Source organism: Sphingopyxis sp. FD7, from assembly GCF_003609835.1.
Taxonomy (GTDB): Bacteria; Pseudomonadota; Alphaproteobacteria; order Sphingomonadales; family Sphingomonadaceae; genus Sphingopyxis.
On record NZ_AP017898.1, the window covers coordinates 930967 to 957616 of the forward strand.

A 26650-nucleotide genomic window follows, 5' to 3' on the forward strand; every position below is an offset into this window, starting at 1 on the left:
CGGCGGGCTATTTCGGCTTCTTGATGCCTGCCGCCGCCTCCAGTTCGACCAGAGCATCCTCCAGATAGTCGATCATCCGCTGTGCATGGGGCACGCTGCGGCGACAGGCGGTGATGCCGAAATCGATGTTTCTGAAGTTCGACACCTGGGTGATGTTCATCGCCATGCCGTCGACAGGGATGCTCGCGGGATACATGCCGTCAAGGCGCGCGCCGTTCCAGTACATCTGCTCGCGCGGGCCGGGGACGTTGGAAATGGTCGCCGAATAGGCGGGAAACCTGTCGGCGGTGCGGGTGAGCGCGGTGAGCATCATCGGGAAGCTGGTGATCGCGGTGTAAAGCTGAATCTGCTGCGCGGTCATCGCGCGCAGCTGCGCCTTCGCCGAGTTCATCGATTCCTGGATCGCCGCCATGCGGCTTGCCGGATCGTCGATATGCGTCGCAAGGTTCGCGGTGACCGATGCGACCGAATTGCCCGAATCGACGTCGTCCTTGGGCCGGATCGACACCGGCGCCATGGCCTTCAGGGGCTTGTCGGGCAGTTCGTTCAGCGACTGGAGATATTTGCGCATCGCGCCCGCGCACATGCCGAGCACCGCGTCGTTGATCGTGCCGTCATAGGCCTTGCCCATCGCGCGCACGCGTTCCAGCGACCAGCTTTGCGCGACAAAGCGCCGCGCGCCCGTGATGTTGCGGTTGAAGCTGGTGCGCGGCACCCCGGCAAAGGGGGTGACGAGGCCGTCGCCGCCGATGCCGAACATCGCCGCAAGATATTGGTTCATCGCCTTGGTCACCCCGACGCTGTTGCCCCATTGTTCCTTGAGGAAATCGCCGATCGCCCTGATGTCGGTGAGGTCGGGGCGCGGCGGTTTTTTGGGGGCGGGGAACTTGCGCTTATAGGCCTCATAGGCCTCGACCGACAGCGGCGAGGCGGTACGGCGCTCGTCGGGGTCGGGCGAGAACATCGAGTTGTAGAAATGGATGCTCGCCGCGCCATCCATCAGCGCGTGGTGGATTTTCTTGAAGGTCGCGATCTGGCGGTTGGGCAACCCCGAAATGAGCGTGATTTCCCACAGGGGCCGCGTGCGGTCGAGGAGGCTCGAATGGAGCCGCGAGGCCAGCTCGAACATCTCGCGATAGCGCCCCGGCCTGGGCAGCGCCGCGGCGCGGACATGATAGTGCATGTCGATGTCGCGGTCGGGGACGAGGCGGATCGGGCCGTACTGGCCGAAGGGGGTGAGCTTCAGCACTTCGCTGAACGGTCGCCTGAGGCCTTCCGACTCGCGGAGGAGGGCAAGCTGGTCATTGAGCCACTCGGTCTCGTCGACCCCGTCGGGCAGCGTATAGAGGTTGATGCCGCCAATGTGCATCGGCATCTCGCGACTTTCCCCCCACAGGAACATCGCATCGGTCACCGGCATCAACCGCATGGCAGCTCTCCCCTATGCTGCGTCTTGGCCGCGCAGCATGGCAGGGGAGGCGGGCGAGTCAAGGCCGGGGCCCGAGGGCGATCATCAGGCGGAGGCGGTCAACGCCCGGAACTCGATCGTGATCGTGACCGGGCCTTCCGGTTCCAGATGGTGCGGGACGCCAGGCGGGATCAGCATCGTATCGCCAGCCGCGATCCGGCGTGCGCCGCCGCTCGCGTCGTCCCAGCGGAAGCGGATCGCGCCCGTCACGACATGCAGCAACCCCCAGGCGCCGGGCTTCAGCCGATGCTCGCGGAGCAATCCGGCCGGAATCTCGGCCGCGGCAAAGGGGCCGATCTGGCGGTAAGCCGCCGCGCCCGTCGGCAGCGGCGGTCCGCGATCGGCGATCAGCATTTTTCCATCGTCAGAAGCTGGCGGCGCGGATGACGAAGAAGGTCAGGCCCAGAAAGGCGAAGCCCGCGGGCACGGCGAGCAGCTGCGCCGCGACGGTGCCGCGGTCCATCGGGCCGGTCCAGGTATCGAGCATCCCGCCGACGCGATCGAGCGGCGAGTCATGTTCGGGGCCCTTTTGCGCATGGAGCAGTCCGGCGGTCACGAAATACATCAGCATGTAAAGCAAGGAGATGGCGAGCATGAAGATCGTCGCTGTGTCGCGGCCGGTCGCCGCGGCGATGCCGACAAAGAAGACGGCATAGCAGGCGAACATCGCGCGCCACATCCAGCGCGGCAGCTGAAAACCCGCCTGGACCCCGCTGGTTTCATAGGGATCGTTGGACAGGCGGGCGGGATGAACGGCAGGCATGTCAGACATGGGGAAGCTCCACTTTGCTGGACAGATCGGCATCGCGGTCGCGATGCAGGCGGATGCCGGTGAGCAGGCTTTCGGCGATCATTCGCGCCTTCTCCCCGACCAGTTTCGCCGCTTCGGGTGTCGGCGCGATGCGGTGTAGCGTCGCGTAGAAGAGGTCGAGCCAGTGCGCGAAATGCGCGGCGTCGAGGCCGGGGATCGCGAGATGCTTGACCATCGGATTGCCCGAAAAACTGCCCGCGCTCAGCAGGATCGACTGCCAGAAGCGGTTCATCTGGGCGAGGTGCGCGGGCCAATCGTCGATGCGAGCGGCAAAGACCGGGCCGAGCAGCGCATCGGCCCGGGTCGCGGCGTAAAAATCATCGACGAAGGCCGCGATAAAGGTTTCGTCGATGCCGATGACCTTTGCATCGGCGCGCCGCGCCGCGCGCGCGGCGGCGGCGTGGGGATGGGCTGGCGCGTGCGCGCGGATCGGTTGCATCGGGCTCGACTCAATAATGGTATTTCAGATACCTCTTATTATCGCGGTTGAGATAAAAAGCAATATCCAATATACCTAATTAATGCGACTGAGCCTTCACAGCGACTATGCGCTGCGGATCCTGATGGCGCTGGCGGCGACCGGCCAGCAGATGTCGGTCGACGAGATCGCCAGCCACTACGGCATTTCGCGCAACCATCTGGCCAAGGTCGCGCAGCGGCTGCAAACACTGGGCTATGTCAGCGCGCAGCGCGGCCGCGGCGGGGGACTGACCCTCGCGCGAGCGCCGAGCGAAGTGATCGCGGGAACGGTCGTGCGCGAGTTTGAAAATCTGGGCGGCCTGGTCGAATGCATGGACCCGGCAACCTCGACCTGCCCGGTGCGCGGCGGATGCGGGTTGCAAGGTGCGCTCGGCGGCGCGCTCGCCGCCTTCCTCGCGCACCTCGACCGCTACACGCTCGCCGACCTGCTGCCGCAGCCCGCGCGGTTCCGCGCGCTGCTCGGCGCGGAGTGAGGCAGCGGGAGCCGCCCGGTCAGGGCGCCGAGGTCGGCACCGGGATATGCACGCTCGCGCCTGGCCCGAGGGGGAGGTCGAGCGCGACCCAGCCGATCACCAGCGCCGTGCCGGTGACGAGCAGCCCGATCGAATAGGGCAGCATCGTCGCGGCAAGGCTGCCCAGCCCGAAGCTCGGTTGCCAGCGCTGGCAGAAAATCAGGATCAGCGGGAAATAGACCATCAGCGGGGTGATGATGTTGGTCGACCCGTCGCCGACGCGATAGGCCGCGGTCGTCATTTCGGCGCTGATGCCGAGCAGCATCAGCATGGGCACGAGGACGGGTGCGAGTAGCGCCCACTTGGCGCTTGCCGACCCGACAAACAGGTTGAGCGCGGCGGTCAGCAGCACGATGGCGGCGAGCAGCACGGGCGCGGGCAGGTCCATCGCTTTCAGCCCGTCGGCGCCATGGACGGCGAGGATGAGGCCGAGGTTCGACCAGGCGAACATCGCGACGAAATGCGCCGCGGCAAAGGCGAGGACGAGATAATAGGCCATGTCGCCCATCGATTCGCTCATCATCTTAACCAGGTCGCGGTGGTTGCCGACGACGCCGGTGGCGCGGCCATAGGCCCAGCCGGCGAGCAGGAAGAGCAGGAAAAAGCCCGCGACGAGCGACTGGTAGAAGGGGGTGAAGCGGCCCTCGGGCGGTCCGTCCTCGGCGATCAATGGCGTGCCGGGGCCGAGCGTGAAGAGCAGCCACAGCCCGATGACCAGGAGGATCGCGAGGCCGGCGTGGCGCAGCCCCTTGCGCTCGCCGTCGTTCAGCGGACGGTCCTGTTCGCCGATGTCGCCCTTCGCCGCGAGACCGGCGGGGACATAGGCGCCAAGGCGCGGCTCGATGATACGGTCGGTGACGTACCAGATGACCGGCAGGAAGATGAAGAGCATCGCCGCGATGAAATACCAGTTGCCCGCGATATTCGCCTGCCAGTCGCCGAACACCGTTTCGACCGCGGCCTCGGTGATGCCGAACAGCAAGGCGTCGAGCTGGCCCGGCAGCAGATTGGCCGAAAAGCCGCCCGATACGCCCGCAAAGGCCGCGGCGATCCCCGCGACGGGATGGCGCCCGGCGGCGTGATAGATCACCGCCGCAAGCGGGATCAGCACGACATAGGCGGCGTCGGCGGCGAGATTGCCCATCATCGCGACAAAGGCGACCAGCGGGGTGAGCATCCATTTCGGCGCGCCGCGCACGCTCGCGCGCATCGCGGTGCCGAACAGGCCGCTGCGCTCGGCCACGCCCGCGCCGAGCATGACGACGAGCACATAGCCGAGCGGATGGAAATGGGTGAAGGTCGCGGGCATTTCGACCCACAGCCGCGCGATATTGTCGGCGCTGAGCAGGCTCGTTGCAGCGATGACTTTCTGTCGCCCGGTTTCGGGATCCACCTCGGTCGGGTGCAGCGCCGACCAGCCCGCCGCCGACGCGATCGCCGAAATGACGACAAGCATGCCGACGAGCCACAGAAACAGCACCACGGGATCGGGCAGGCGGTTGCCGACCCGTTCGATCCATCCCAGCACGCCCTTTTGCGGCGGCGTGGCGGCGGCGGTGCTGTCGGTCATCCTCAATCCCTTTTCGATCGGCTTGTCGTTCGCGTGGCGCCGACTATAGCCGGGCCATGGCCAAGCTCTACTTTTATTATGCCAGCATGAACGCAGGCAAATCGACCACGCTGTTGCAGGCGGATTTCAACTATCGCGAGCGCGGCATGGAGACAATGCTGTGGACCGCGGCGCTCGACGACCGCTATGGCACGGGGCAGGTGACGAGCCGCATCGGGCTGATGGCCGAGGCGCACAAGTTCGACCCCGACAGCGATTTGTTTGCGGCGGTGACTGCGGAGAATGCCGAGCGGCCGCTCGCCTGCGTGCTCGTCGACGAGGCGCAATTTCTGTCGCGCGAGCAGGTGTTGCAGCTGGCACGGCTCGCCGACGAGGCGAATATCCCGGTGCTCTGCTATGGCCTGCGCACCGATTTCGCCGCCAACCTGTTTCCGGGCTCGGCGGCCTTGCTCGGCCTCGCCGATGCGCTCGTCGAACTCAAAGCCGTGTGCGAATGCGGGCGCAAGGCGACGATGAACCTGCGCGTCGATGAAAGCGGCCGCGCGGTGGTCGAAGGCGCGCAGACCGAAATCGGCGGCAACGACCGCTATGTCGCGATGTGCCGGCGGCATTTCATGCAAAAGCGGCGCGAGGCGGCGGGTGATGCTTGACCGGCTTTATGTCGAGCTTGCCGACGGCGACCTTCGGCTCGTCAAGCTCGCCGAGGCGCATCGCGAAGCGCTGCGCGTCGCCTGCGCCGCCGATCCTGACATCTGGCCGATCTATTCGTCGAGCTATGACCCCGAGCATTTCGACGCGAGCTTCACCGCGCTCGTCGGGCATGAAAGCCGGATGCCCTATGCCATTTTCGACCGCGAAACGCTCGTCGGCATGACCGCGTGGCTGCGTCCCGATATGTCGGCGCAGACGATCGAGCTGGGCAACAGCTATATCCATCCCGCTGCGCGCGGCACCGGGCTCAACGGCCGGGTCAAGCGGCTGATGCTTAATCATGCGTTCGCTGTCGGCATCCGCCGCGTCGAGTTCCGCATCGACGAGCGGAACGGGCGGTCGCAGGCGGCGGTCGCCAAGCTTGGCTGCACCAAGGAAGGCGTGCTGCGCGCCGAGCGGATCACCTGGACCGGGCATGTGCGCGATACGGGGCTGTGGTCGATCTTGGCGGGGGAGTGGGCCGGATAACAGGCTTTGTCATTGCGAGCGCAGCGAAGCAATCTCCAGCTATCGACCTTGTGCACGGCCAAAAAGCTGGAGATTGCCGCGTCGCCTTCGGCTCCTCGCAATGACGGCCGCAGCAGGGTCAGCGCTGGTTCAGCCTGCTCCTGCTAGACGAGTCGCCATGAAGATACTCGCACTCTCCCTGGCCGCTGCGCTCCTTCCCCTTTCGGTCGCGGCGGCCGACGAGCCCGCCGGGGAACCGCGCGCGCTCGGCGTCGAATCGAGCATCGTCTTTCCGAGCGACAGCTCGATCCGCAACTGGCGCGCCGATGGCGAACGCGGCGTCTGGATCCAGGACCGCCGCGGCGACTGGTATTATGGCGCCTTTGCGGGATATTGCCGCGACATCGACTTCGCCCATGCGATCGGCGTCGAAACGCGCGGCGCGGCGCGGCTCGACCGTTTTTCGGCGATCATCGTGCGCGGCGAGCGCTGCCCGCTCTCCTCCTTCGTGACCTCCGCGCCGCCGCCGTCGAAGCGCGACAAGTCGAAGGACATCATGGGCGAAAAGCCCGCGGCAAATTGACAAGCGCGGCCCGGCGCGCCTAGCGCGCCCCCGTGGACGGCTGGATCATTCTCGACAAACCCATGGGGCTCGGATCGACGCAGGCGGTCGGCGCGGTCAAGCGCGTGTGCCGCGAGGCGGGGCTGGGCAAGGTCAAGGTGGGCCATGGCGGCACGCTCGACCCGCTCGCGTCGGGGGTGCTGCCGATCGCGCTGGGTGAGGCGACGAAGCTCACCGGACGGATGCTCGATGCGAGCAAGGTCTATGATTTCACCATCGCCTTCGGGACCGAAACCGCGGGCCTCGATGCCGAGGGTGACATCGTGGCGGTGAGCGACGTGCGGCCGACGCTGGCGGACATCGAGGCGGTGCTGCCGCGCTTCACCGGGCCGATCGAGCAGGTGCCTCCGGCTTATTCGGCGATCAAGATCGACGGGGAGCGGGCTTATGACCGCGCGCGCAAGGGCGAGGCCGTCGAGATGAAGGCGCGGGGGGTGACGATATACTCGCTTCGTCATGCCGGACTTGATCCGGCATCCATTGCCGCGGGCGCCGGATGGACCCCGGATCAAGTCCGGGGTGACGAGGGTGGGGAAGCGTGGTTGGATTCGATCACTCTCACCGCCCATGTCTCAAAGGGCACCTATATCCGCTCGCTCGCGCGCGACATTGCCCGCGCCGTCGGCAGTGTCGGCCATGTCACGATGCTCCGCCGGACGAAAGCCGGGCCATTTACGCTCGAACAGGCGATTTCGCTGGACAAATTGAACGCTTTCGGCCAAGGGGCCGCGCAATCAGAAGTATTTCTGCCGTTCGAGGCAGGGCTGGTCGACATCCCGGCTCTTGACCTTTCCCCGGAAGCGGCAGGGGCGATCCGTCAGGGTCGCGTCTGGACCGGGGTTAGCACGCACGACGGGCTCTATTGGGGACGCGACGCCGAAAACCGGCCCGTTGCCTTGATCGAGGCTTTGGCGGGAACGCTGAAGGTCGTGCGGGGCTTCAATCTGTAAGACACGATGTTCGAGGAAGAAATTATGTCGATTACCGCCGAGCGCAAAGCCGAAGTCATCAAGGACAATGCCCGTGCAACGGGCGACACCGGTTCGCCGGAAGTCCAGGTTGCGATCCTCACGGACCGCATCAACGCGCTGACCGAGCATTTCAAGGCGCACCACAAGGACAACCACAGCCGCCGCGGCCTGTTGATGATGGTCAACAAGCGCCGCAGCCTCCTCGACTATCTCAGGAAGAAGGACGAGGCCCGCTATTCGGCGCTGATCGCGAAGCTGGGCCTTCGCAAGTAACGCAATCGTTCGGCCCCCGGTAACGGGGGCCGTTTACGTATTGCGTTATCCCCGCGCAGGCGGGGATCCAGGGCGGGATCAAGCCGAAGCCTCATCCCGCCAGCGGCCCCCCGCCTTCGCGGGGGCGACACAAAGAACAAGGGCCGCTCCCGCATCCGGCGGGGCCGCCATAGGGCAGACAGACGCCCTACACCGCCCCGGGCCGGATTGCCCGGAATCAGAGGCCCCGCCCGGCATAGGGCCCGGCGGGCGAAGGAAAAAGCATGTTTGACGTGAAAAAAGTATCGATCGAGTGGGGCGGTGAAACGCTGACGCTCGAAACGGGCAAGGTTGCCCGTCAGGCCGACGGCGCCGTGATGGCGACGCTGGGCGAAACGGTCGTGCTGTGCGCCGTGACCGCCGCGAAGTCGGTGAAGGAGGGGCAGGATTTCTTTCCGCTCACCGTCCATTATCAGGAAAAATACTCGGCCGCGGGGCGCATCCCGGGCGGCTTCTTCAAGCGCGAACGCGGCGCGACCGAAAAGGAAACCCTGGTCAGCCGTCTGATCGACCGTCCGATCCGCCCGCTGTTCCCCGAAGGTTTCTATAACGAAATCAACGCCATTGCCCAGGTTCTGAGCTATGATGGCCACAATGAGCCCGACATCCTCGCGATGGTCGCCGCATCGGCCGCGCTCACCATCTCGGGCGTCCCCTTCATGGGCCCCATCGGCGCGGCGCGCGTCGGTTATCTGAACGGCGAATATATCCTCAACCCCACCGACGAACAGGTTGCCGAAGGCGACCTCGACCTCGTCGTCGCGGCGACGCACGACGCGGTGATGATGGTCGAATCCGAAGCCAATGAGCTGTCGGAAGAGGTCATGCTGGGCGCGGTGATGTTCGCGCACGATGCGTGCAAGGAGGTCGTCAAGGCGATCATCAAGCTCGCCGAACAGGCCGCGAAGGAACCCTGGGAGATCGCGCCTTCGGACGACAATGCCGCGCTCAAGGACAAGCTCAAGAAGCTGATCGGCAAGGATATTGCGGCCGCCTACAAGCTCACCGACAAGTCGGCGCGCTCGAACGCCCTCAACGCGGCGCGCGACAAGGCGAAGGCGATGTTCGCCGAAGACGGGCTCGACCCGCAGGCGGTGATGGCGGGCATCAAGCTCACCAAGAAGCTCGAAGCCGAAATCGTCCGCACCGCGATCCTGAAGGAAGGCAAGCGCATCGACGGCCGCACCACCACGCAGATCCGCCCGATCGTCGCCGAAACGCACTTCCTGCCCCGCGCGCACGGCTCGGCGCTGTTCACCCGCGGCGAGACGCAGACGATCGCGACCTGCACGCTCGGCACCAAGGATGCCGAACAGATGATCGACGGCCTCAACGGGCTGTCATATCAGCATTTCATGCTGCACTATAACTTCCCGCCCTATTCGGTCGGTGAAGTCGGCCGCTTCGGCGCGCCCGGCCGCCGCGAAGTCGGTCATGGCAAGCTTGCGTGGCGCGCGTTGCATCCGGTGCTGCCGACGAAGGACGAGTTCCCCTACACGATCCGCCTGACCAGCGACATCACCGAATCGAACGGTTCGTCGTCGATGGCGTCGGTGTGCGGCGGTTCGCTCGCGATGATGGACGCCGGCGTGCCGATCAAGCGTCCCGTCTCGGGCATCGCGATGGGCCTGATCCTCGAGGGCCAGGATTATGCGATCCTCAGCGATATCCTGGGCGACGAGGATCATCTCGGCGACATGGATTTCAAGGTCGCGGGCACGTCCGAAGGCATCACCACGATGCAGATGGACATCAAGATCGCGGGCATCACGCGCGAAATCTTCGAGGCCGCGCTCGCGCAGGCCAAGGAAGGCCGCGCGCACATCCTGGGCGAGATGAACAAGGCGCTCGGCGAAGTCCGCAGCGAATTGTCGGCGCACGCGCCGCGCATCGAAACGATGCAGATCGACAAGGCGAAGATCCGCGACGTCATCGGCACCGGCGGCAAGGTGATCCGCGAGATCGTCGCGACCACCGGCGCCAAGGTCGACATCGACGACGAAGGCCTCATCAAGATTTCGTCGAGCGACCTCGACCAGATCGAGGCCGCGCGCAAGTGGATCGCGGGCATTGTCGAGGAAGCCGAAGTCGGCAAAATCTATGACGGCAAGGTCGTCAATCTTGTCGATTTCGGGGCGTTCGTGAACTTCATGGGCGGCAAGGACGGCCTCGTCCATGTCTCGGAAATCAGGAACGAGCGCGTCGAAAAGGTCGCCGACGTCCTGTCCGAAGGGCAGGAGGTCAAGGTCAAGGTGCTCGAGATCGATCCGCGCGGCAAGGTCCGCCTGTCGATGCGCGTCGTCGATCAGGATACCGGCGAGGAACTCGAAGACACCCGCCCGGCGCGCGAACCGCGCGAGCGCGGTGACCGGGGCGATCGCGGCCCGCGCCGTGACGGCGGCGACCGCGGCCGCGGCGGCCGCGACCGTGGCCCGCGTCGCGACGGCGGCGATCGTGGGCCCCGCCGCGAACGCAGCGAAGGTCCGGAAGACCAGGGCCATGTGCCCGATTTCCTGAAGGACTGAGTCTTTCGATCAGCGAACAGGGAAGGGGCTGCCGAGAGGCGGCCCCTTTTCCTTTGGCGGAATGGCGGTTTTGGGCTGGGGAGCGGACAAGGTCGGTCCCCGCCCGAAAGGGGGCGGACGGCGGCCCGGCATGGAGTGCGCGCGGCCGAACCCAATTGCCCCGCAACGACGTTGGTTCGGTTCCGCGCGCGCCTCGATCACGTCGAGGTGCGCCTTTCCAGCCGGTCGGCCCGGCCCGTCGCCGCGCGACAGGAAAGCACTCGCGTCGGCGGCGCAGTTGCGTTTATGATCGGGGTCATGCTGAACCTTGTCTTCGCCTTCTTCTTCGCCGCCCAATCGCCGTCGGCTCCGCCGCAGGCCACGCAGTTGCCGCCGCCCGTGCCGCCGGTGCCCGCGCCCGTCACGCCGGTCGTCGAGGCCGACACGCGGCCCCATGTCGCACTCACCACCGATCTCGGCACGATCACCGTGCGGATCGAGGACAAGCGCGCGCCGGTCACCGCCGCCAATTTCCTTCGCTATGTCGATACGAAGCGGATGGACGGGTTCCAATTCTATCGCTCGACCCGCAGCTGGGGGCCTGCGAACCAGTTGATCCAGGCGGGCAATCGCGGCGATGCGCGCCGGAACTTTCCGCCCATCGCGCACGAGCCGACGACGACGACGGGCCTGACCAATTGCAAGGGCGCGCTGTCGATGGCGCGGCTCAATCCCGGCGACGCAACCACCGACTTTTTCCTGCTGCTCTCCGACATCAAGGGGTTCGACGCCGATGCGCCGGGGGGTGACGGGGCGGGCTTTGCGGTGTTCGGCGAAATCGTCGCGGGCGCCGATGTCGCCGCAGCAATCTTCAACGCGCCGATATCGCCCACCGCGGGCGAGGGGGTGATGGCGGGGCAGATTCTTGACCCGCATGTGACGATAAGGACGGCGCGCCGCGTCCCCGCGCCCGCCGATGCGCCAGAGGGCTGCGTGGTCAAAGCGGGATGACTCGTCCCGCCGCTTATTCCCGCAAGGCGACGCCGAAACCCGACCGGGCGGCCATCATTTATTTTGCGTTCATCCGCGCTGTGGCTATACCGCGCGCATGACTCATTTTGCACCTTCGCGCGCCGCCGCGCGCCTGCTCGCCGCCGCATTCGTGATCACGCCCATGCTCGCGGCCTGCGCCGGGGGCGGGGGAGTCAAGCAGGACACGCGCTATGTCGCGCGCGACGTCAACACGCTCTACCGCGCCGCGCAGGATCGGCTCGACCGCGGGCAATATGGTCTCGCCGCCGCGCTGTTCGATGAAGTCGAACGTCAGCACCCCTATTCGCCCTGGGCGCGCCGCGCGCAGCTGATGAGCTCGTTCAGCTATTATATGGACCGCGAATATACCCCGGCGATCGAAGCCGCGCAGCGCTTCCTCGCGATTCATCCGGGCAACAAGGACGCGCCCTATGCCTATTATCTGATCGCGCTCAGCTATTATGAGCAGATCAGCGACGTGACGCGCGACCAGCGGATCACGCAGCAGGCGCAGGCGGCGCTCGGCGAAATCGTCCGCCGCTATCCCGACAGCCGCTATGCCGCCGACGCGCGGCTGAAGCTCGACCTGGTGCAGGATCATCTCGCGGGCAAGGAGATGGAAATCGGGCGTTTCTATCAGCGCAGCTCGAACTGGCTCGCCGCGTCGATCCGCTTTCGCGAGGTCGTCGACAAATATCAGACGACCAGCCACGCGCCCGAGGCGCTCTACCGGTTGACCGAATCCTATCTCGCGCTTGGCATTCCCGAAGAAGCGAAGAAATCGGCGGCGGTGCTCGGCGCCAACTATCCGGGCAATGAATGGTATGAGCGCGCGTACAAGCTGATGCAGAAGCACGCGCCGAGCGCATAGATTCTGGCTTTGTTCTGCGGTAAGGACGGCGCGTGCTGACCGCATTGTCCATCGCCAACATCGTTCTCATCGAACGGCTCGACCTCGACTTCGAGGCCGGGCTGGGCGTGCTGACCGGCGAGACGGGGGCGGGGAAATCGATCCTGCTCGACGCGCTGGGCCTCGCGCTCGGCGCGCGCGCCGACAGCGCGCTGGTGCGGCAGGGGAGCGGGCAAGCACAGGTCACCGCGAGCTTCACCGCGCCCGCCGCGGGCAGCCCGCTCGCTGCGCTGCTCGCCGAAAATGACCTGGTGCAGGAACCGGGCGAGCCGCTGATCGTGCGTCGCACGCTGAAAGCCGACGGCGGCAGCCGCGCCTTTCTGAACGACCAGCCCTGTTCAGCGGCGCTGCTGCGCGAGGTCGGAGCGCATCTGGTCGAAATCCATGGCCAGCATGACGACCGCGGCTTGCTCGCGCCCGCGGGGCACCGCGCGCTGCTCGACGCCTATGCACGCGCCGACACCGCCGCGGTCGCCGCCGCCCATGCCGCGTGGCGCGCCGCCGAGGCGAAGCTTTCCGCCGCGCGCGCGGCCATCGCCGAGGCCGAGCGCGACCGCGAATGGCTCGCACATTGCGTCGCCGAACTGCGGGCGCTCGCTCCGCAACCGGGCGAAGAGGCCGAACTCGCCGAAGCGCGCGCCGCGATGCAGAAGGGCGAACGGCTCGCGGGCGACCTCGGCGCGATCCTTGAAGTCTTCGACGGCAGCGAGGGCGGCCCCGCGCTGCTGCGCGGCGCGGCGCGGCGGCTCGACCGGCTTGCGGGCGACCATGTGCTGCTCGCCGAGGCGCTCGCCGCGCTCGACCGCGCGATCATCGAGGCCGACGAGGCGGAGACGAAGCTGCACGAGGCGGCGCGCGCGCTGGAATATGACCCCGAACGGCTCGAGGCGGCCGAGACGCGGCTGTTCGAGCTGCGCGCGATGGCGCGCAAGCATGGATGCCAGCCGGACGAACTCGCCGAACTCACCGGCACGCTCGCCGCGCGGCTCGACGCGATCGAGGGCGGCAGCGCGGGCCTTGCGAAGCTTGAAGCCGCGGTCGCCGAGACGGCCGCCGCTTATACCCATGCCGCGACGGCGCTCTCCGATCAGCGCACGAAGGCGGCGGCGCGGCTCGACGCGGCGGTCGCGGGCGAGCTGGCGCCGCTGAAGCTCGACGCCGCGCGGTTCCAAACGCTTGTCGAGCGGCTTCCCGCCGACCGCTGGGGCGCCGATGGTATGGACCGCGTCGAGTTCCTGATCGCGACCAACCCCGGCGCGCCCTTTGCCCCGCTCGCCAGGATCGCGAGCGGCGGCGAATTGTCGCGCTTCATCCTCGCATTGAAGGTCGCGCTCGCCGAAGAGGGCGGCGCCGACACGATCATCTTCGACGAGATCGACCGCGGCGTCGGCGGCGCGGTGGCAAGCGCGATCGGCGAGCGGCTGGCGCGACTGGCCGGTGCGGGCAAGCAATTGCTCGCGGTGACGCACAGCCCGCAGGTCGCGGCCAAGGGCGCGTTCCACTTCATCATCGCCAAATCGAGCGAGGGGACCATCACGCGCACCAGCGTCCACGCGCTCGACGATCGCGGCCGCCGCGAAGAAATCGCGCGGATGCTGTCGGGGGCGGAGGTGACCGAGGAAGCAAGGGCACAGGCGGAGCGGCTGCTGGAGGTGGCGGCGTGACCTCGCCCCACCCCCTCGACCGCCCCGTCTGGTCGATGCTCACCGGCCGACAGGCGCATCTGGCGGAGGGCGACGCGCGCGCGCTCAGGATCGACCGCGATTATGGCGTGTTCGGGGTCGCCGCCGATACGGGCGCCGGGGCGCAGGCGGCGCTGGCCGCGCTGGTGCCCGCCGACGGCGAACTCTGGATCGTCGAGGGCGACCCCTGGCCGGTGCCGCCGGGGGTGCGCGAGGTGAAGCGCGCGGTGCTGGCGCAGATGGTTGCCGACGGACCCCCGCCGCCGCCGCGCGACGGCGAACCGCCGATCGTCGCGCTCCGCGATACGGATGCGCCCGAAATGGCCGCGCTCGCCGATCATGCCAAGCCGGGACCGTGGGGACCGGCGACGCACCGCTACGGTCCCTTTTTTGGGGTTCGCGAGGACGGCCGCCTGCTCGCGATGGCGGGGCAGAGGATGCTGATGTCCGGCATGGCGGAAGTCAGCGGCGTCGCGACCTGGGCCGATTGCCGCGGCCGCGGGCTGGCGCGCGCGCTGATCGGCCATGTCATGCGCGAAATGGTGGCGCGCGGCGAAACGCCTTTCCTGCACAGCTATGCGGATAATGCGGGCGCGATCGCGCTCTATGAATCCCTGGGCTTTCGCATCCGGCGACAGGTGCATGTGCTGGTGATCGCGCGGTAGGGGCTTTAAGATGAAAGACGTCGAATCGCTGACCGAGGCCGAGGCCGCGAACGAGCTGATGCGGCTCGCGAAAACGATCGCGCGTCACAACAAACTTTATCACGCCGAAGACAGCCCGGAGATTTCGGACGCCGATTATGACGCGCTCGTCCGCCGCAACAATGCGCTGGAGGAGGCCTTTCCGCACCTGATCCGCGCCGACAGCCCGAACAAGCTCGTGGGAGCCGCGGTCGAGGCCTCGCCGCTCGCGAAGGTGACGCACGCGCAGCGGATGATGAGCCTCGACAATGCCTTTGCGGCGGAGGACGTCGAGGAGTTTGCGGCGCGCGTGCGGCGCTTCCTCAATCTCGGCGAGGGCGAGCAGGTCGCGTTCACCGCCGAGGACAAGATCGACGGGCTGTCCTGCTCGCTGCGGTATGAAAAAGGCGTGCTGGTGCAGGCGGCAACGCGCGGCGACGGGACGGTGGGCGAGGATGTCACGCCGAACGTGCGGACGATTACCGACATTCCGGACGAGCTGGCGGGCGACATCCCCGACATCTTCGAGATCCGCGGCGAGGTCTATATGGCGAAGGCCGATTTTGCGGCGCTCAACGCGCGGCTGCTCGCCGAGGCCGACGATCCCGAAAAGGCGCGCCAGTTCGCCAATCCGCGCAACGCCGCCGCGGGATCGCTGCGCCAGAAGGACGCAAGCGTCACCGCGTCGCGCCCGCTGCGCTTCCTCGCGCACGGCTGGGGCGAGGTGAGCGCGCTGCCCGCCGACACGCAATTTGGGGTGATGAAGGCGATCGAAAGCTGGGGGGTGCCCGTGTCGCCGCTGCTGCGGCGCTGCGACGGCGTTGCCGACCTGCTCGACCATTACCGGATGATCGAGGCCGAGCGGGCCGAGCTGCCCTATGACATCGACGGCGTCGTCTACAAGGTCGACCGGCTCGACTGGCAGGCGCGGTTGGGGTTCGTCGCCAAGGCGCCGCGCTGGGCGGTCGCCCACAAGTTCCCCGCTGAACGCGCGCAGACGACGCTGGAAGCGATCGACATTCAGGTCGGACGCACGGGGAAGCTGACGCCGGTGGGACGGCTGACCCCCGTTACGGTCGGCGGGGTCGTCGTCTCCAACGTCACGCTTCACAATCGCGATGAAATCGCGCGCCTCGGCGTGCGTCCCGGCGACCGCGTCGTCATCCAGCGTGCGGGCGACGTGATCCCGCAGGTCGTCGAGAATCTGACGCGCGACGAAGCGCGCGAACCTTATGTCTTTCCCGACCATTGCCCGGTGTGCGGCAGCGAGGCGGTGGCCGAGGAGGGCGAGGTCGATGTGCGCTGCACCGGCGGGCTGATCTGCAACGCGCAGAAGTTCGAGCGGCTGCGCCACTTCGTCAGCCGCGGCGCGCTCGACATCGAGGGGCTGGGCGAAAAGAGCATCGCCGAGTTTCTGGCGCTCGGCTGGCTCGACAAGGGGCCGGCCGACATATTCCGCCTGAAAAATCATCGCGAAGCGCTGCTCGCGCGCGAGGGATGGAAGGAAAAGTCGGTCGACAATCTGCTCGCGGCGATCGAGGCGAAGCGGCAGCCCGACGCCGCGCGCCTGCTCTTCGGGCTCGGCATCCGCCATATCGGGGCGGTGACCGCGCGCGATCTGCTGAAGGGGATCGGCGACATCGCGCGGCTTCCCGACAAGGCGGCCGAACTGGGTGCCTGGATCGCCGCCAATCCGCGCGAAGAGGGCGAATCCGACGGCAGATATGCGGCGCGCAAGCTCGACGCGATCAAGGCGATCCTGGAGGTGCGCGCCGACGGCATCGGCCCCGCGGTTGCCGAAGCGCTCGGCGACTTCTTTCACGAACCGCATAATCGCGCGCTGTGGAACGATCTGCTCTCCGAAGTGTCGCCGCCGCCCTATGTGGTCGAAACGCGCGACAGCGAGGTGTCGGGCAAGACCGTCGTTTTCACCGGCAAGCTCGAGACGATGAGCCGCGACGAAGCCAAGGCGCAGGCCGAGGCGCTGGGCGCGAAGGCCGCGGGCAGCGTCAGCGCCAAGACCGACCTCGTCGTCGCCGGTCCCGGCGCGGGGTCGAAGCTCAAGCAGGCGGCGGCGCTCGGCATCCGCGTGATCGACGAGGCCGAATGGGCGGCGATCGTCGCGGCGGCGGGATAGGGCAATCCGCCCACTTGCCAGCCGCGCAGGCGCGCCATAAGGCGCGCGCCGTGACCCTGCTCGCCGCCTTTCGCCGTCCCGGCATCCTGCTCCTGCTGCCCGTGCTGCTGGCGCTCGCGGCGCGGATGCTCGTCGCGCCGGGCTGGATGATCGAAAGCGATGCAAACGGGTCGATCACCGTGCGCATCTGTTCGGACCCCGCCAATCCCGGCGCGACGATGACGATCCCGATCCCGATCGAAAAGACCGGCGAGCACGACATGGCGGAGGGGCAGCAGCATTGCCCGTGGGGTGCGCTGGCCACTGCGCCGATCGTTCCCGACCTGCCGGTTCTGGTTGCCGCGCCGATGGGAGCCGAGCCCGCGCCGCTTGCGCTGCCGTCACTGGGCTTTGCCCCCGGCATCGCATCGCCGCTGCCGCCCAGTACCGGACCACCTTCCCTAAGCTGACGCCTCGTCACCCCGGCGAAAGCCGGGGTCTCGCCCTTGCGCCCCGATGCGCCGTCGAGATTCCGGCCTTCGCCGGAATGACGAGTGATTTGCCGCGCCCTTTTACGCGGCTCCATGCCAGTTTTCCGGGGAAGATATTTCCATGACCAAATTCGCCACTCGCGCGGCGCGCTTGCTCGCGCTCGCCACCTGCCTTGCCGCCGTTCCTGCGCACGCCGACGAAGCGGCGGACAGCACTATCATCGTCACTGCGCCGCAACTGACCAACGAAGCCGAAGCGCGTGTCCAAAAGACCGCGGGTGGCGCCGATGTCGTCAGCCATCAGGATTATGCGGATAAATCCATTGTCAGCTTGCGCGACACGCTCGCCTTTTCGCCCGGCGTCTATCTCCAGCCGCGCTATGGGCAGGAGGTGCGCATTTCGATCCGCGGATCGGGACTGTCGCGCGGCTTTCACATGCGCGGCCTCACGCTGTTGCAGGATGGCGTGCCGATCAACCTGGCCGACGATAACGGCGATTTCCAGGAACTCGAACCGATCTTCTTCGACCATCTGGAGGTCTATCGCGGGGCAAATGCGCTGCGTTTCGGGTCGGGAACACTGGGCGGCGCGGTCAATGGCGTGACGCCGACCGGGCGTACGGCGACAGGCTTTTACCTGCGCGGCGATGTCGGCAGCTTCGGCAGCTATCGCGGCCTGATTTCCGCGGGGGCTGTGGGCCAGCGGGTCGACGCCTGGGGCGCGGTCAGTGCCGACACGTCGGACGGCGACCGCGAGCATGTGGCGCGGCGCGGCTTCCGCTTCCACGGCAATGTCGGGATGCAGTTCAGCGACCTGATATCGAACCGCCTCTATGTCAGCTTCAACAATATCAATCAGGACATCCCCGGCGCGCTGACGCGCGAACAGGCGCTGACGGCTCCGCGCATGGCGAATTCGGGCAGCATCGCGGGCGACAATGCGCGCGACATCGATTCGCTGCGTATCCAGAACCGCACACGCTTCGATTGGGGCGCGCTCCGCGTCGACGTCGGCGTCTTTGTCAACGCCAAGCGGCTCTATCACCCGATCTTTCAGGTGATCGACCAGGACAGCACCGACCGTGGCGGATATGTCCGGCTCGACTATATGGATGATCTGATCGAAGCGACGCTGGGCGGCGAATTGCGCGTCGGCGACACCAGGTCGAAGCGCTTTGCGAACCTCGCGGGAAAGCGCGGTGCGGCGACCTTCGACGCCGATCTCGATGCGCACGCGGCGACAGTCTATGGCGAAGTCCGTTTGAAGCCCGTTGACAGGCTGTCGCTGATCGCGGGCGGCATTTACGCCGACGGGATGCGCAAGCAGCGCATCAACCGGAACAGCGCAGCACCGACGCAGAATGGCACCGTCGCCCGCGCCGATTTCAACGCTTTCTCGCCCAGGTTCGGCCTGTTGTTCGAGCCGGTGGCGGGGGCGCAAATCTATGCCAACTACAGCCGCTCGGTCGAGTTTCCGGGGTTCAGCGAGCTTGCGCAGATCGCGAGCTTCGTCCCGCTCGATCCGCAGCGCGCGTGGACGGCGGAGGTCGGCACGCGCGGCCGGGCTGGGCCGGTCAGCTGGGACATCACCCTCTATCGCAGCGACATCAAGGGCGAGCTGCTCCAGTATAATGTCGGCCCGGCGATCCCGGCGTCGACCTTCAACGCGGGGCGCACGCGGCATGAGGGGATAGAGGCGGCGTTCGAGGTCAAACCGGCCGTCTGGCTGCGGCTCCGTCAGGTCTATACCTCCAGCAATTTCCGCTTCCGCGATGATGCCGACTATGGCGACAACCGCCTGCCGGTGGTGCCGCGCCACGTCTACCGTGCAGAGGCGCGCATCGGCACCGACGCGCTGCATATGGCGCCGAATGTCGAATGGGTGCCCGATGGACCCTATGCCGACTATCGCAACCAGGTTCGCACCCCCGGCTATGCGCTGGTCGGCGTGACCGGCGGCGCGCGGCTGGCGGAGGGGGTCGACGCCTTTGTCGACGTGCGCAACATCACGGGCAAAAAGGCGATCGGCGACATCAGCGCGGCGATCGCCGTGACCGATGCCTCGGCCATTTATTACCCCGTCGAGCGCCGCGCCATAGCGGTCGGCGTCCGCGCGCGCTTCTGATCGGGAGGCGATGACCGGCGCCCGGCAAGCGCGTTGCTTCGCGCGGCGCGCTGGCTCGGCGTTGCGGTCGGAGGCTCGGCGCGCCTATAGCGGACGGATGGTCCCTGTCCTTCGCCTGCTGGTCGCGTTCGCCTTCTTGTCGCTGACGCCCGCCGCGGCGGCCCACGGGCGCGGCCCGGTGGTGCTTGCGGCGGCGAGCCTGCAGGAATCGCTCACCGAAGCGGCGGACGTCTGGGCGGCGCGCGGGCATTCCCGGCCCATTCTGTCCTTCGCGGCGTCGTCGGCGCTCGCGCGGCAGGTGATCGCGGGGGCGCCGGCCGACCTCTTTCTGTCAGCCGACGAGCCGTGGATGGATGCGGTGGCGAGGGCGGGGCGGCTCCGCGCGGGGACGCGCGCGACGCTGTTCGGCAACCGGCTCGTGCTCATCGCGCCCGCGCGCAGCCGCGTGCGGCTGAGCCCGGCACGCGGCTTTCCGCTCGCCCGCGCACTCGGCTCCGGCCGTCTCGCGATGGCCGATCCCGACGCGGTGCCCGCCGGGCGTTATGCGAAGGCGGCGCTGACCCATCTCGGCGTCTGGCGCAGCGTCGCGGGCCGACTCGCGCCCGCCGAAAATGTCCGCGCCGCGCTGGTGCTGGTCGAGCGGGGCGCCGCGCCGCTCGGCATCGTCTATGCCACCGACGCGCGCGCGTCGAAGGCGGTGCGCATTCTCGGCACATTTCCAGCGGCGAGTCATCCGCCGATCCGTTATCCGGTGGCGGTGTTGAAGGCCTCACGGCACCGCGATGCCGCGGCTTTCCGCGCCTTCCTTCTGTCCACACAGGGTCGTGCGATCTTTACGCGCCACGGCTTTTCGGCGCCGTGATGCTGTCGGCGGAGGAATGGGGGATCGTCGCGCTGTCGCTCAAGGTCGGCGGGCTCGCGGTGCTCGCGACGCTGCCGCTCGCCTTCCTGATCGCGTGGTTGCTCGCGCGTCATCGTTTCCCCGGCCGGATGCTTGTCGATGCGCTCGTCCACCTGCCGCTCGTGCTGCCGCCGGTCGTCACCGGCTGGCTGCTGCTCATCGCTTTCGGTCCAGCCGGGCCAGTGGGACGCTGGCTTGAGGACTGGTTCGGCGTCACCCTGATATTCCGCTGGACCGGCGCGGCGCTCGCGGCGGCGATCATGGCGCTGCCCCTGATGGTGCGCGCGATGCGGCTGTCGATCGAGGGGATCGACCGGCGGCTGGAGGGCGCGGCCCGCACATTGGGCGCCGGACGCTGGCACGCGTTTCGCACGATCAGCCTGCCGCTTGCGCTCCCCGGCATCCTCGCGGCGCTCGTCCTCGGCTTCGCGCGCTCGATCGGCGAGTTCGGCGCGACGATCACCTTTGTCTCGAACATTCCGGGCGAGACGCGCACCTTGCCGCTCGCCATCTATTCGGCGCTCCAGACGCCCGGCGGCGAGACGATGGTGACGCGGCTTGCGTTGCTGTCGGTGGCGCTGTCGCTCGGCGCGCTGGTCCTCTCCGAATGGCTCGTGCGCCGCACGCACGGCGAAAGGGCGCGGCGTGGCGATTGATATCGACGTCGAGAAGCGGCTGGGCGAGCGCAGCATCGCCGCGCGCTTCGCCGCAGGGCCGGGGCTGACGGCGCTGTTCGGGCCGTCGGGGGCGGGCAAGACGACTATCCTCAACATGGTCGCCGGACTGCTCCGCCCCGATCGCGGCCATATCCGCGTCGGCGAACGCAGCTTGTTCGGTCCCGGCGTCGATCTGGCGCCGGAGGCGCGGCGCATCGGCTATGTCTTTCAGGACGGACGGCTCTTTCCGCACAAGCGCGTGCGCGCGAACCTGCTTTATGGTCATGATCTTGCAGGCCCCGCGCACCGCTGGATGGGGTTCGACGAGGCGATGGCCTTCCTCGGCATCGACCATCTGCTGGGGCGCTGGCCGCAAAGCCTGTCGGGCGGCGAGGCGCAGCGGGTCGCGATCGGGCGTGCGCTGCTCGCGGGGCCGGAACTGCTGCTGATGGACGAACCGCTCGCGTCGCTCGACGCCGCGCGGCGCGACGAGATCATGGCCGTGATCGAGCGCATCCGCGACGAGCTGCGCGTGCCGATCCTCTACGTCAGCCACGACCGCGCCGAGGTCGAACGGCTGGCGACCGAGATCGTGCCGATCGGCGAATAAGTTTCACTTGAAACCATATTTGTGATAGAAGTCAGCCCATGGAAAGCCATTTTACCCACGTTCACGAAACGCCGCCGTCGGGCGCCGCGGCCGACTGGACGATTCCGCAGAACTGGGACGCCTTCACCGCCGCCGAACATGCGATGTGGGACCGGCTGTTCGCGCGCCAGTCGGCGATGCTGCCCGGTCGCGCTTCGGAGGCATTCTTGCGCGGCATCGACGTGCTCAAGCTCGAAAAGCCGGGCATCCCCGATTACCGCGAGCTCAACGCGCGGCTGATGGCGGCGACCGGGTGGCAGGTCGTGGCGGTGCCGGGACTGGTGCCCGACGACGTGTTTTTCGACCATCTCGCGAACCGGCGCTTTCCCGCGGGCAATTTCATCCGTACCCCCGACCAGCTCGATTACCTCCAGGAACCCGATGTCTTTCATGACGTGTTCGGTCATGTTCCGATGCTCGCCGACCCGGTGTTCGCCGACTATATGGTGGCCTATGGGGAAGGAGGCCTGCGCAGTCTGAAGTTCGATGCGCTGAAACAGCTGGCGCGGCTTTACTGGTACACGGTCGAATTCGGGCTGATCCGCGAAGCCGGGGCCTTGCGCATCTATGGCGCGGGCATCGTTTCCTCCTATGCGGAAAGCATTTTTGCGCTTGAATCGGACAGCCCGAACCGCATCGGCTTCGACCTCGCGCGCGTGATGCGCACCGATTACCGGATTGACGATTTTCAGCAGAATTATTTTGTGATCGACAGCCTCGAACAGTTGCTCGACGTGACCGTGAACACCGACTTCGCGCCGCTCTATGCCGCGAACGCCGCGCTGCCGCCGATCCCGATTGCCGACATCTTGCCCGGCGACGCGGTGGTCACCCGCGGCACGCAGGAATATGCCCTCGCCAAGAGCGGCTGACGTTCACTCGCTTTCCTTGCGCACCGTCGATATCAGCTGACGCCGCTGCTGAAAGGCTTCGCGGTCGGGCGGCACGGTATAGATACCGCGGAGCAGCGCCGCGTCGTGGCGCGACAGTTCGCGGCGCTCGGTTTCGCCGTCGAACAGCGAGAGGATCGACTCCTTCGGCGGCGGGGGATTGCTCCGGAATTCGGCGAGCGCGACCATGGCGGCGTAGGAGGCGACCGAGTCAAGCGGGGTGCCGTCGGCCTGATGGACGTCGATCACGACCGTCGCGGTCTGCAGCGCCCGCACGACCTGCGTGCTGACGATGCTGCTGTTATAGAGCTTTATATAATAATCATTGATCGGCATGCCGTCGCGGCTCTCGTCGCGCGTCGTATACCACCAGCGGATCGCACCCGTTCCGTCGAGCACGCGGTCGCGCGCCACGGGCCCTAGCTCGGCGAACTGTTGGGGCGCCTTGCGGCGCGCCGCACGCGCGAGCGCGCGCCCGTCCGCGCTGAAAGCGACGACGATATTGGGTCGGCATTCGGCTGGGGCGACATCGGCACCCGCCGCAGCGGCGACGGCGCGGACGCGTGCATTGACGATCGCGGCCACATGATCGTCGACCCCTATTGTGTGTGGACAAACAGGGTCTACCCATCGCGCGAGCGGTTTGAGCTGCACGACCCCGGAGCGGCGCACATATTCGGCCGCGCGCTTCTTTGCTTCCTCGCGGGTCAGCGGCGTCCCCGTGACGATGATCGAATCGGGATCGTCGCCGGCAATGGGCGCGGCGGCGAGCAGGGCGATGGCGGTAAACAGGCTCATGGCCGATTCTCCCGATGACGTGCCAAAAGCTAGCAAGCCACCGGTAAAATTCAACTATTTGGCTACCAGCTCCCGAAACTCGCGTCCGACGGGCTGGCGCGGTGCAGCGCGCGTTCTTTGCGCCGCCAGCCATAGCGGCGACGCTTGACGAGCAGCAGGCACGGCCATTCGGCGCTGCCGCCGCGCGCAGCGAGGCGAAAGCCCTGCGCGCGATAGGCAGCGAGCACGGGATCCATCTGGCGCGCGATCAGTCCCGCGAGGATCGCATGGCCGCCCGGCGCGGTCGCGGCTGCGATATCGGGGGCAAGCGTGATCAGCGGCCCGGCAAGAATGTTCGCGACAACAAGGTCATAGGGCACGCGGTGACGGATCGCCGGATGGTCGGTCCCCGGTGCGACCGCGAGCGCGAGCCGTCCGCCGCCGCGGCCCAGTGGCACGCCGTTGATCGCGGCATTGTCGCGGGTGACAAAGATGCTTGCGGGGTCGATGTCCGACGCGATCGTGCGCGCGCGCGGCCAGAGCGACATGGCGGCAAAGGCGAGCAGCCCGGTGCCGGTCCCGATATCGGCGATGTTGCGCGGGCTTGCGCCCTGCCGCGCCAGCCGGTCGAGCATCGCAAGGCAGCCCGCCGTCGTATCGTGCCCACCGGTGCCGAACGCCTGGCTCGCGTCGATCAGAAAGGGGGTCGTGCCAGGCGGTATGCGGTCGGCAAAACTGCTGGTATGGACAAAGAAGCGGCCCGCGCGGACGGGCTCGAGGCCCTGCTGCGATATCTTGACCCAATCCGCTTCGGGCAATGGCTCGACGATCGGCATATCGTCCCTGGCGCTTGGAACGAGCGAGCGGAGGAGGTCCAGCAGCGCCGCGTCGGGCTTGTTGTCCAGATAGACGTCGAGCTGCCACCGCCCCGAATCCTCGTCGATCTCGCGCGTAACCACCACCGGAGGCTGGGTCAGCGCATCGAGTGCCGGTATCTCGCCCGACAGCGCTTCGGCCTCGGCGCGGGTGCAGGGGAGGGAAGCGATCCAGTTCATTCAGCGCACATAGCTCGCGCCATTGATGTCGAGCACCGCGCCGGTCATCGACGCGGGTGCCTCCATCGCGCACCAGCGCGCCGTTTCGGCCACTTCATCGGGCGCCGCGACGCGTCCCAGCGGAATGTCGGCGAGCAATTTGTCGCCGCCGCGGCTTTCCAGATAGTCGTCGGCCATGCCCGTCATCGTGAAGCCGGGGCAGATCGCAAAGGCAAGGATGCCCTCCCTGGCATAGGCGCGTGCGATCGTCTTGGTCATCGCAACCATTCCCGCTTTCGATGCGGCATAGTGCCAGTGCGCGGGGCTGTCGCCGCGATACGCCGCCCGGCTCGCGATATTGACGATGCGTCCGCCCGACTGGCGCGCCTGCCAGTGCAGCACCGCGCAGCGGCAGAGCTGCGCGCTGGCGGTGAGGTTGACCTGCATCGTGCGGTTCCAGTTCGCGAGCCAGTCGGCGTCGGCCGCGTCAATGGGGTTCGCCTCGAACACCCCGGCGTTGTTGACGAGTATGTCGATGCGCCCGCCCAGCCGGTCGAGGCTCGTCTGCCACAACCGGTCGGGGGCCGCAGGGTCGGCCAGGTCGCCGTCGGCGCTCGACAGCGCGACCACCTTCGTTGCGTCGGTGCTCAGCGCTTTGGCGATCGCCGCGCCAATGCCGCGGCTCGCGCCGGTGATCAGGATGTGGGTTGGCATGATGCGGCTTTAGGCAGCGGGGCTGGGCTTGCCAAGCGGGCGCATCCCCAAACTCGTCATCCCGGCGAAGGCCGGGATCTCACCCTATCGGAATGACGCACCGGCGAGATCCCGGCCTTCGCCGGGATGACGATGAAATAAGTGAACTTACGCCACCCGGCGGCTGAACTCGCTGGCCGCCTGTTCGAGCTGTTGCAACCGTCCACCCATCTTGGCGAACTCCTGACTCAGCACACTGATCTCGCTCGCGACCATGCCCGAATCGTTGCGGATGCTGGCGATCGTCGACGACATGCTGTCGGCGGCCAGCGCGGTTTCGTCGACTGCGGCGGTGATCGAAGTCACCGTCTGCGCCTGCGCGTCCATCGCCTCGCGGATGCGTTGCGCCGAGCGTTGGACTTCAACGATCGTCTGCTGGATCGACTGGTTCGCGCTTACCGACCCGCGCGTCGCCTGCTGGATCGCGGCGATCTTGCCCGCGATATCGTCGGTCGCGCGCGCGGTTTCGTTGGCGAGGCTTTTCACCTCCTGCGCGACGACGGCAAAGCCACGGCCCGATTCACCCGCGCGCGCGGCTTCGATAGTGGCGTTGAGCGCGAGCAGGTTGGTCTGCCCGGCAATCTCGCGGATCAGTCCCAGGATCGACTCGATCGATTCGGCGTGGTGCGACAGCGCCTCGGACATGGCGACCGCTTCGCCCGCCTGTTCCGACGCGCGCGTCGCGACACTGGCCGAGGCTTCGACTTCGCTGCGTGCATCCTCGATCGCGCGGATCAGCCCCGCGGCGGTCGATGCCGCTTCGCGCATCGCCATCGCCGACTGTTCGGACGCTGCGGCGACCTCGCTCGTCTTGGCGATCATGCCCTTCGCCGCCTGGTCGGCCGAAGCCGCCTGCCTGGCGAGCTGCTCGCGCACGCCTTCCGTATCCTGCACCAGAGAGGCGATCGAGCGGTCAAAGTCGCGCGCGAGCGTCTGTCGTTCGCCGGAAATCACGGCGCGATCAAGCTTGCTGGCGTATCGCTGCATGATGTCGAACTCGAGCAGCGCAAGGCGGTTGATGGCGCTTGTCAGCCGTGCCAGCCGTTCGGCGTCGCCGATACAGGCCTCGACGACATATTCGATTGTCAGTCGCTGGCTTTCGGCGATGCACGACATGACCGAGGCAAGCGGCATTTTGACGCGCCGCGCCATATGCGTATTCTGACAGGCGATCGTCGCGGCTTCCTGTCCGGCCGCGTCGGCATATTTGACCGAGGCGTGGCGGGCGCTACCGCGGACATAGCGGTCGTAAAGCTCGCCTTCGACACGGCGATCCATGTTCGGCAGCGCATTGAACGCATCCCAATAGGCCCGCGCGACGGCTTCCTCGCGGCCGCCGACGATGGCATGGATTTCGGCCGCGTCTGCGGCCAGCCGGCCGTCGAGATCATAATAAGGAAAGCGCTCCGACATCAAAATCGGCTCGATCTGCTGTTTGTGAATCGGACTGTCCTTCACCATGATCCCATCCCTGGTCGATCCAAAGCCGCGCGGGTCTTCGCCCGTGTGCGTCCCACGAAACTGGTGAACGGGATATGCGGCA

At 67.1% G+C, this 26650-nt stretch carries 27 protein-coding genes; 18 read left to right on the forward strand and 9 right to left on the reverse strand.

Going from position 1 to position 26650, the window contains the following annotated elements:
* Positions 1-7: 7 nt before the first annotated feature.
* The 4 genes from SPYCA_RS04345 to SPYCA_RS04360 all read right to left on the reverse strand — a co-directional run bounded on the left by SPYCA_RS04345 (position 8) and on the right by SPYCA_RS04360 (position 2718).
* Entirely contained in the window at positions 8-1429 is a 1422-nt protein-coding gene (locus SPYCA_RS04345) for a WS/DGAT/MGAT family O-acyltransferase (protein WP_120219089.1), read from the reverse strand.
* An 84-nt stretch (positions 1430-1513) separates the two neighbouring features.
* Complete coding sequence (locus tag SPYCA_RS04350) at positions 1514-1822, reverse strand: DUF1971 domain-containing protein (RefSeq protein WP_120219090.1); 309 nt, start codon at positions 1820-1822, stop codon at positions 1514-1516.
* Positions 1823-1832: 10 nt separating this feature from the next.
* Positions 1833-2240, reverse strand: coding sequence for a hypothetical protein (locus SPYCA_RS04355; RefSeq protein ID WP_146625086.1), 408 nt, complete (start codon positions 2238-2240; stop codon positions 1833-1835).
* The gene (locus SPYCA_RS04360) at positions 2233-2718 is read right to left on the reverse strand and encodes a group III truncated hemoglobin (protein ID WP_120219092.1); all 486 of its coding nucleotides are present in this window, start codon (positions 2716-2718) and stop codon (positions 2233-2235) included. Before SPYCA_RS04360 ends, SPYCA_RS04355 begins: the two co-directional genes overlap by 8 nt.
* An 82-nt stretch (positions 2719-2800) precedes the next feature.
* Between SPYCA_RS04360 and SPYCA_RS04365 the strand changes: the two genes are divergently transcribed.
* Complete coding sequence (locus tag SPYCA_RS04365; RefSeq protein ID WP_120219093.1) at positions 2801-3232, forward strand: RrF2 family transcriptional regulator; 432 nt, start codon at positions 2801-2803, stop codon at positions 3230-3232.
* Positions 3233-3251: 19 nt separating this feature from the next.
* Here the strand turns inward: SPYCA_RS04365 and SPYCA_RS04370 are convergent, their stop codons facing one another.
* Positions 3252-4841, reverse strand: coding sequence for an AbgT family transporter (locus SPYCA_RS04370; RefSeq protein WP_120219094.1), 1590 nt, complete (start codon positions 4839-4841; stop codon positions 3252-3254).
* A 56-nt stretch (positions 4842-4897) separates the two neighbouring features.
* Here SPYCA_RS04370 and SPYCA_RS04375 point away from each other — a divergent pair, with 56 nt between their 5' ends.
* The 17 genes from SPYCA_RS04375 (at position 4898) to phhA (ending at position 22525) form a co-directional block, all read left to right on the forward strand.
* Positions 4898-5491, forward strand: coding sequence for a thymidine kinase (locus SPYCA_RS04375; protein WP_120219095.1), 594 nt, complete (start codon positions 4898-4900; stop codon positions 5489-5491).
* Complete coding sequence (locus tag SPYCA_RS04380) at positions 5484-6020, forward strand: GNAT family N-acetyltransferase (RefSeq protein ID WP_120219096.1); 537 nt, start codon at positions 5484-5486, stop codon at positions 6018-6020. The genes SPYCA_RS04375 and SPYCA_RS04380 overlap by 8 nt, the downstream gene beginning before the upstream one ends.
* A 157-nt stretch (positions 6021-6177) precedes the next feature.
* On the forward strand, positions 6178-6582 hold the full coding sequence (locus SPYCA_RS04385) for a DUF6491 family protein (RefSeq protein WP_232003523.1): 405 nt from the start codon (positions 6178-6180) through the stop codon (positions 6580-6582).
* A 32-nt stretch (positions 6583-6614) separates the two neighbouring features.
* On the forward strand, positions 6615-7571 hold the full coding sequence (gene truB, locus SPYCA_RS04390; RefSeq protein WP_120219097.1) for a tRNA pseudouridine(55) synthase TruB: 957 nt from the start codon (positions 6615-6617) through the stop codon (positions 7569-7571).
* Positions 7572-7595: 24 nt separating this feature from the next.
* The gene (gene rpsO, locus SPYCA_RS04395) at positions 7596-7865 is read left to right on the forward strand and encodes a 30S ribosomal protein S15 (protein ID WP_120222146.1); all 270 of its coding nucleotides are present in this window, start codon (positions 7596-7598) and stop codon (positions 7863-7865) included.
* Positions 7866-8128: 263 nt separating this feature from the next.
* Entirely contained in the window at positions 8129-10429 is a 2301-nt protein-coding gene (pnp, locus tag SPYCA_RS04400) for a polyribonucleotide nucleotidyltransferase (protein ID WP_120219098.1), read from the forward strand.
* Between the two features lie 297 nt (positions 10430-10726).
* Positions 10727-11419: a peptidylprolyl isomerase gene (locus SPYCA_RS04405; protein ID WP_120222147.1), complete on the forward strand. Its 693-nt coding sequence runs from the start codon at positions 10727-10729 to the stop codon at positions 11417-11419.
* A gap of 97 nt (positions 11420-11516) precedes the next feature.
* Complete coding sequence (locus SPYCA_RS04410; protein ID WP_120219099.1) at positions 11517-12311, forward strand: outer membrane protein assembly factor BamD; 795 nt, start codon at positions 11517-11519, stop codon at positions 12309-12311.
* Between the two features lie 32 nt (positions 12312-12343).
* Positions 12344-14014: a DNA repair protein RecN gene (recN, locus tag SPYCA_RS04415; RefSeq protein WP_120219100.1), complete on the forward strand. Its 1671-nt coding sequence runs from the start codon at positions 12344-12346 to the stop codon at positions 14012-14014.
* Positions 14011-14697 (forward strand): GNAT family N-acetyltransferase, encoded by a 687-nt coding sequence (locus SPYCA_RS04420; protein WP_172594973.1) that lies wholly within the window; start codon positions 14011-14013, stop codon positions 14695-14697. The genes recN and SPYCA_RS04420 overlap by 4 nt, the downstream gene beginning before the upstream one ends.
* A 10-nt stretch (positions 14698-14707) precedes the next feature.
* Positions 14708-16852, forward strand: coding sequence for an NAD-dependent DNA ligase LigA (gene ligA / locus SPYCA_RS04425; RefSeq protein ID WP_120219101.1), 2145 nt, complete (start codon positions 14708-14710; stop codon positions 16850-16852).
* Between the two features lie 50 nt (positions 16853-16902).
* Entirely contained in the window at positions 16903-17301 is a 399-nt protein-coding gene (locus SPYCA_RS04430) for a hypothetical protein (protein WP_146625087.1), read from the forward strand.
* 142 nt (positions 17302-17443) lie between these two features.
* The gene (locus SPYCA_RS04435; protein WP_120219103.1) at positions 17444-19447 is read left to right on the forward strand and encodes a TonB-dependent receptor family protein; all 2004 of its coding nucleotides are present in this window, start codon (positions 17444-17446) and stop codon (positions 19445-19447) included.
* Positions 19448-19544: 97 nt separating this feature from the next.
* The gene (gene modA / locus SPYCA_RS04440; RefSeq protein ID WP_120219104.1) at positions 19545-20309 is read left to right on the forward strand and encodes a molybdate ABC transporter substrate-binding protein; all 765 of its coding nucleotides are present in this window, start codon (positions 19545-19547) and stop codon (positions 20307-20309) included.
* Positions 20309-21004 (forward strand): molybdate ABC transporter permease subunit, encoded by a 696-nt coding sequence (gene modB / locus SPYCA_RS04445; protein WP_172595139.1) that lies wholly within the window; start codon positions 20309-20311, stop codon positions 21002-21004. Before modA ends, modB begins: the two co-directional genes overlap by 1 nt.
* The gene (locus SPYCA_RS04450) at positions 20994-21614 is read left to right on the forward strand and encodes a molybdenum ABC transporter ATP-binding protein (RefSeq protein WP_120219106.1); all 621 of its coding nucleotides are present in this window, start codon (positions 20994-20996) and stop codon (positions 21612-21614) included. Before modB ends, SPYCA_RS04450 begins: the two co-directional genes overlap by 11 nt.
* 38 nt (positions 21615-21652) lie before the next feature.
* Positions 21653-22525: a phenylalanine 4-monooxygenase gene (gene phhA / locus SPYCA_RS04455; RefSeq protein ID WP_120219107.1), complete on the forward strand. Its 873-nt coding sequence runs from the start codon at positions 21653-21655 to the stop codon at positions 22523-22525.
* Positions 22526-22528: 3 nt separating this feature from the next.
* Here phhA and SPYCA_RS04460 read toward each other — a convergent pair whose 3' ends face one another.
* The 4 genes from SPYCA_RS04460 to SPYCA_RS04475 all read right to left on the reverse strand — a co-directional run bounded on the left by SPYCA_RS04460 (position 22529) and on the right by SPYCA_RS04475 (position 26568).
* Positions 22529-23341: a hypothetical protein gene (locus SPYCA_RS04460; protein WP_120219108.1), complete on the reverse strand. Its 813-nt coding sequence runs from the start codon at positions 23339-23341 to the stop codon at positions 22529-22531.
* Positions 23342-23403: 62 nt separating this feature from the next.
* Positions 23404-24375 carry a 50S ribosomal protein L11 methyltransferase gene (locus SPYCA_RS04465; protein WP_120219109.1) on the reverse strand — a complete coding sequence of 324 codons (972 nt, stop codon included), beginning with the start codon at positions 24373-24375 and terminating at the stop codon, positions 23404-23406.
* Positions 24376-25068 carry an SDR family NAD(P)-dependent oxidoreductase gene (locus SPYCA_RS04470; protein WP_120219110.1) on the reverse strand — a complete coding sequence of 231 codons (693 nt, stop codon included), beginning with the start codon at positions 25066-25068 and terminating at the stop codon, positions 24376-24378.
* A gap of 147 nt (positions 25069-25215) precedes the next feature.
* Positions 25216-26568 (reverse strand): methyl-accepting chemotaxis protein, encoded by a 1353-nt coding sequence (locus SPYCA_RS04475; RefSeq protein ID WP_120219111.1) that lies wholly within the window; start codon positions 26566-26568, stop codon positions 25216-25218.
* Positions 26569-26650: the final 82 nt, after the last annotated feature.

What these genes read in the sequence shown, in the direction of transcription:
- SPYCA_RS04380 (WP_120219096.1), top strand. Translation starts at nt 5,484, where the DNA reads ATGCTTGACCGGCTTTATGTCGAGCTTGCCGACGGCGACCTTCGGCTC.
- SPYCA_RS04355 (WP_146625086.1), bottom strand. Translation starts at nt 2,240, where the DNA reads ATGTCTGACATGCCTGCCGTTCATCCCGCCCGCCTGTCCAACGATCCC.
- SPYCA_RS04465 (WP_120219109.1), bottom strand. Translation starts at nt 24,375, where the DNA reads ATGAACTGGATCGCTTCCCTCCCCTGCACCCGCGCCGAGGCCGAAGCG.
- SPYCA_RS04410 (WP_120219099.1), top strand. Translation starts at nt 11,517, where the DNA reads ATGACTCATTTTGCACCTTCGCGCGCCGCCGCGCGCCTGCTCGCCGCC.
- modA (WP_120219104.1), top strand. Translation starts at nt 19,545, where the DNA reads ATGGTCCCTGTCCTTCGCCTGCTGGTCGCGTTCGCCTTCTTGTCGCTG.
- SPYCA_RS04405 (WP_120222147.1), top strand. Translation starts at nt 10,727, where the DNA reads ATGCTGAACCTTGTCTTCGCCTTCTTCTTCGCCGCCCAATCGCCGTCG.
- pnp (WP_120219098.1), top strand. Translation starts at nt 8,129, where the DNA reads ATGTTTGACGTGAAAAAAGTATCGATCGAGTGGGGCGGTGAAACGCTG.
- SPYCA_RS04365 (WP_120219093.1), top strand. Translation starts at nt 2,801, where the DNA reads ATGCGACTGAGCCTTCACAGCGACTATGCGCTGCGGATCCTGATGGCG.
- SPYCA_RS04345 (WP_120219089.1), bottom strand. Translation starts at nt 1,429, where the DNA reads ATGCGGTTGATGCCGGTGACCGATGCGATGTTCCTGTGGGGGGAAAGT.
- phhA (WP_120219107.1), top strand. Translation starts at nt 21,653, where the DNA reads ATGGAAAGCCATTTTACCCACGTTCACGAAACGCCGCCGTCGGGCGCC.
- SPYCA_RS04385 (WP_232003523.1), top strand. Translation starts at nt 6,178, where the DNA reads ATGAAGATACTCGCACTCTCCCTGGCCGCTGCGCTCCTTCCCCTTTCG.
- modB (WP_172595139.1), top strand. Translation starts at nt 20,309, where the DNA reads ATGCTGTCGGCGGAGGAATGGGGGATCGTCGCGCTGTCGCTCAAGGTC.
- SPYCA_RS04470 (WP_120219110.1), bottom strand. Translation starts at nt 25,068, where the DNA reads ATGCCAACCCACATCCTGATCACCGGCGCGAGCCGCGGCATTGGCGCG.
- SPYCA_RS04475 (WP_120219111.1), bottom strand. Translation starts at nt 26,568, where the DNA reads ATGGTGAAGGACAGTCCGATTCACAAACAGCAGATCGAGCCGATTTTG.
- SPYCA_RS04370 (WP_120219094.1), bottom strand. Translation starts at nt 4,841, where the DNA reads ATGACCGACAGCACCGCCGCCGCCACGCCGCCGCAAAAGGGCGTGCTG.
- SPYCA_RS04350 (WP_120219090.1), bottom strand. Translation starts at nt 1,822, where the DNA reads ATGCTGATCGCCGATCGCGGACCGCCGCTGCCGACGGGCGCGGCGGCT.
- rpsO (WP_120222146.1), top strand. Translation starts at nt 7,596, where the DNA reads ATGTCGATTACCGCCGAGCGCAAAGCCGAAGTCATCAAGGACAATGCC.
- SPYCA_RS04375 (WP_120219095.1), top strand. Translation starts at nt 4,898, where the DNA reads ATGGCCAAGCTCTACTTTTATTATGCCAGCATGAACGCAGGCAAATCG.
- SPYCA_RS04435 (WP_120219103.1), top strand. Translation starts at nt 17,444, where the DNA reads ATGACCAAATTCGCCACTCGCGCGGCGCGCTTGCTCGCGCTCGCCACC.
- SPYCA_RS04460 (WP_120219108.1), bottom strand. Translation starts at nt 23,341, where the DNA reads ATGAGCCTGTTTACCGCCATCGCCCTGCTCGCCGCCGCGCCCATTGCC.
- ligA (WP_120219101.1), top strand. Translation starts at nt 14,708, where the DNA reads ATGAAAGACGTCGAATCGCTGACCGAGGCCGAGGCCGCGAACGAGCTG.
- SPYCA_RS04360 (WP_120219092.1), bottom strand. Translation starts at nt 2,718, where the DNA reads ATGCAACCGATCCGCGCGCACGCGCCAGCCCATCCCCACGCCGCCGCC.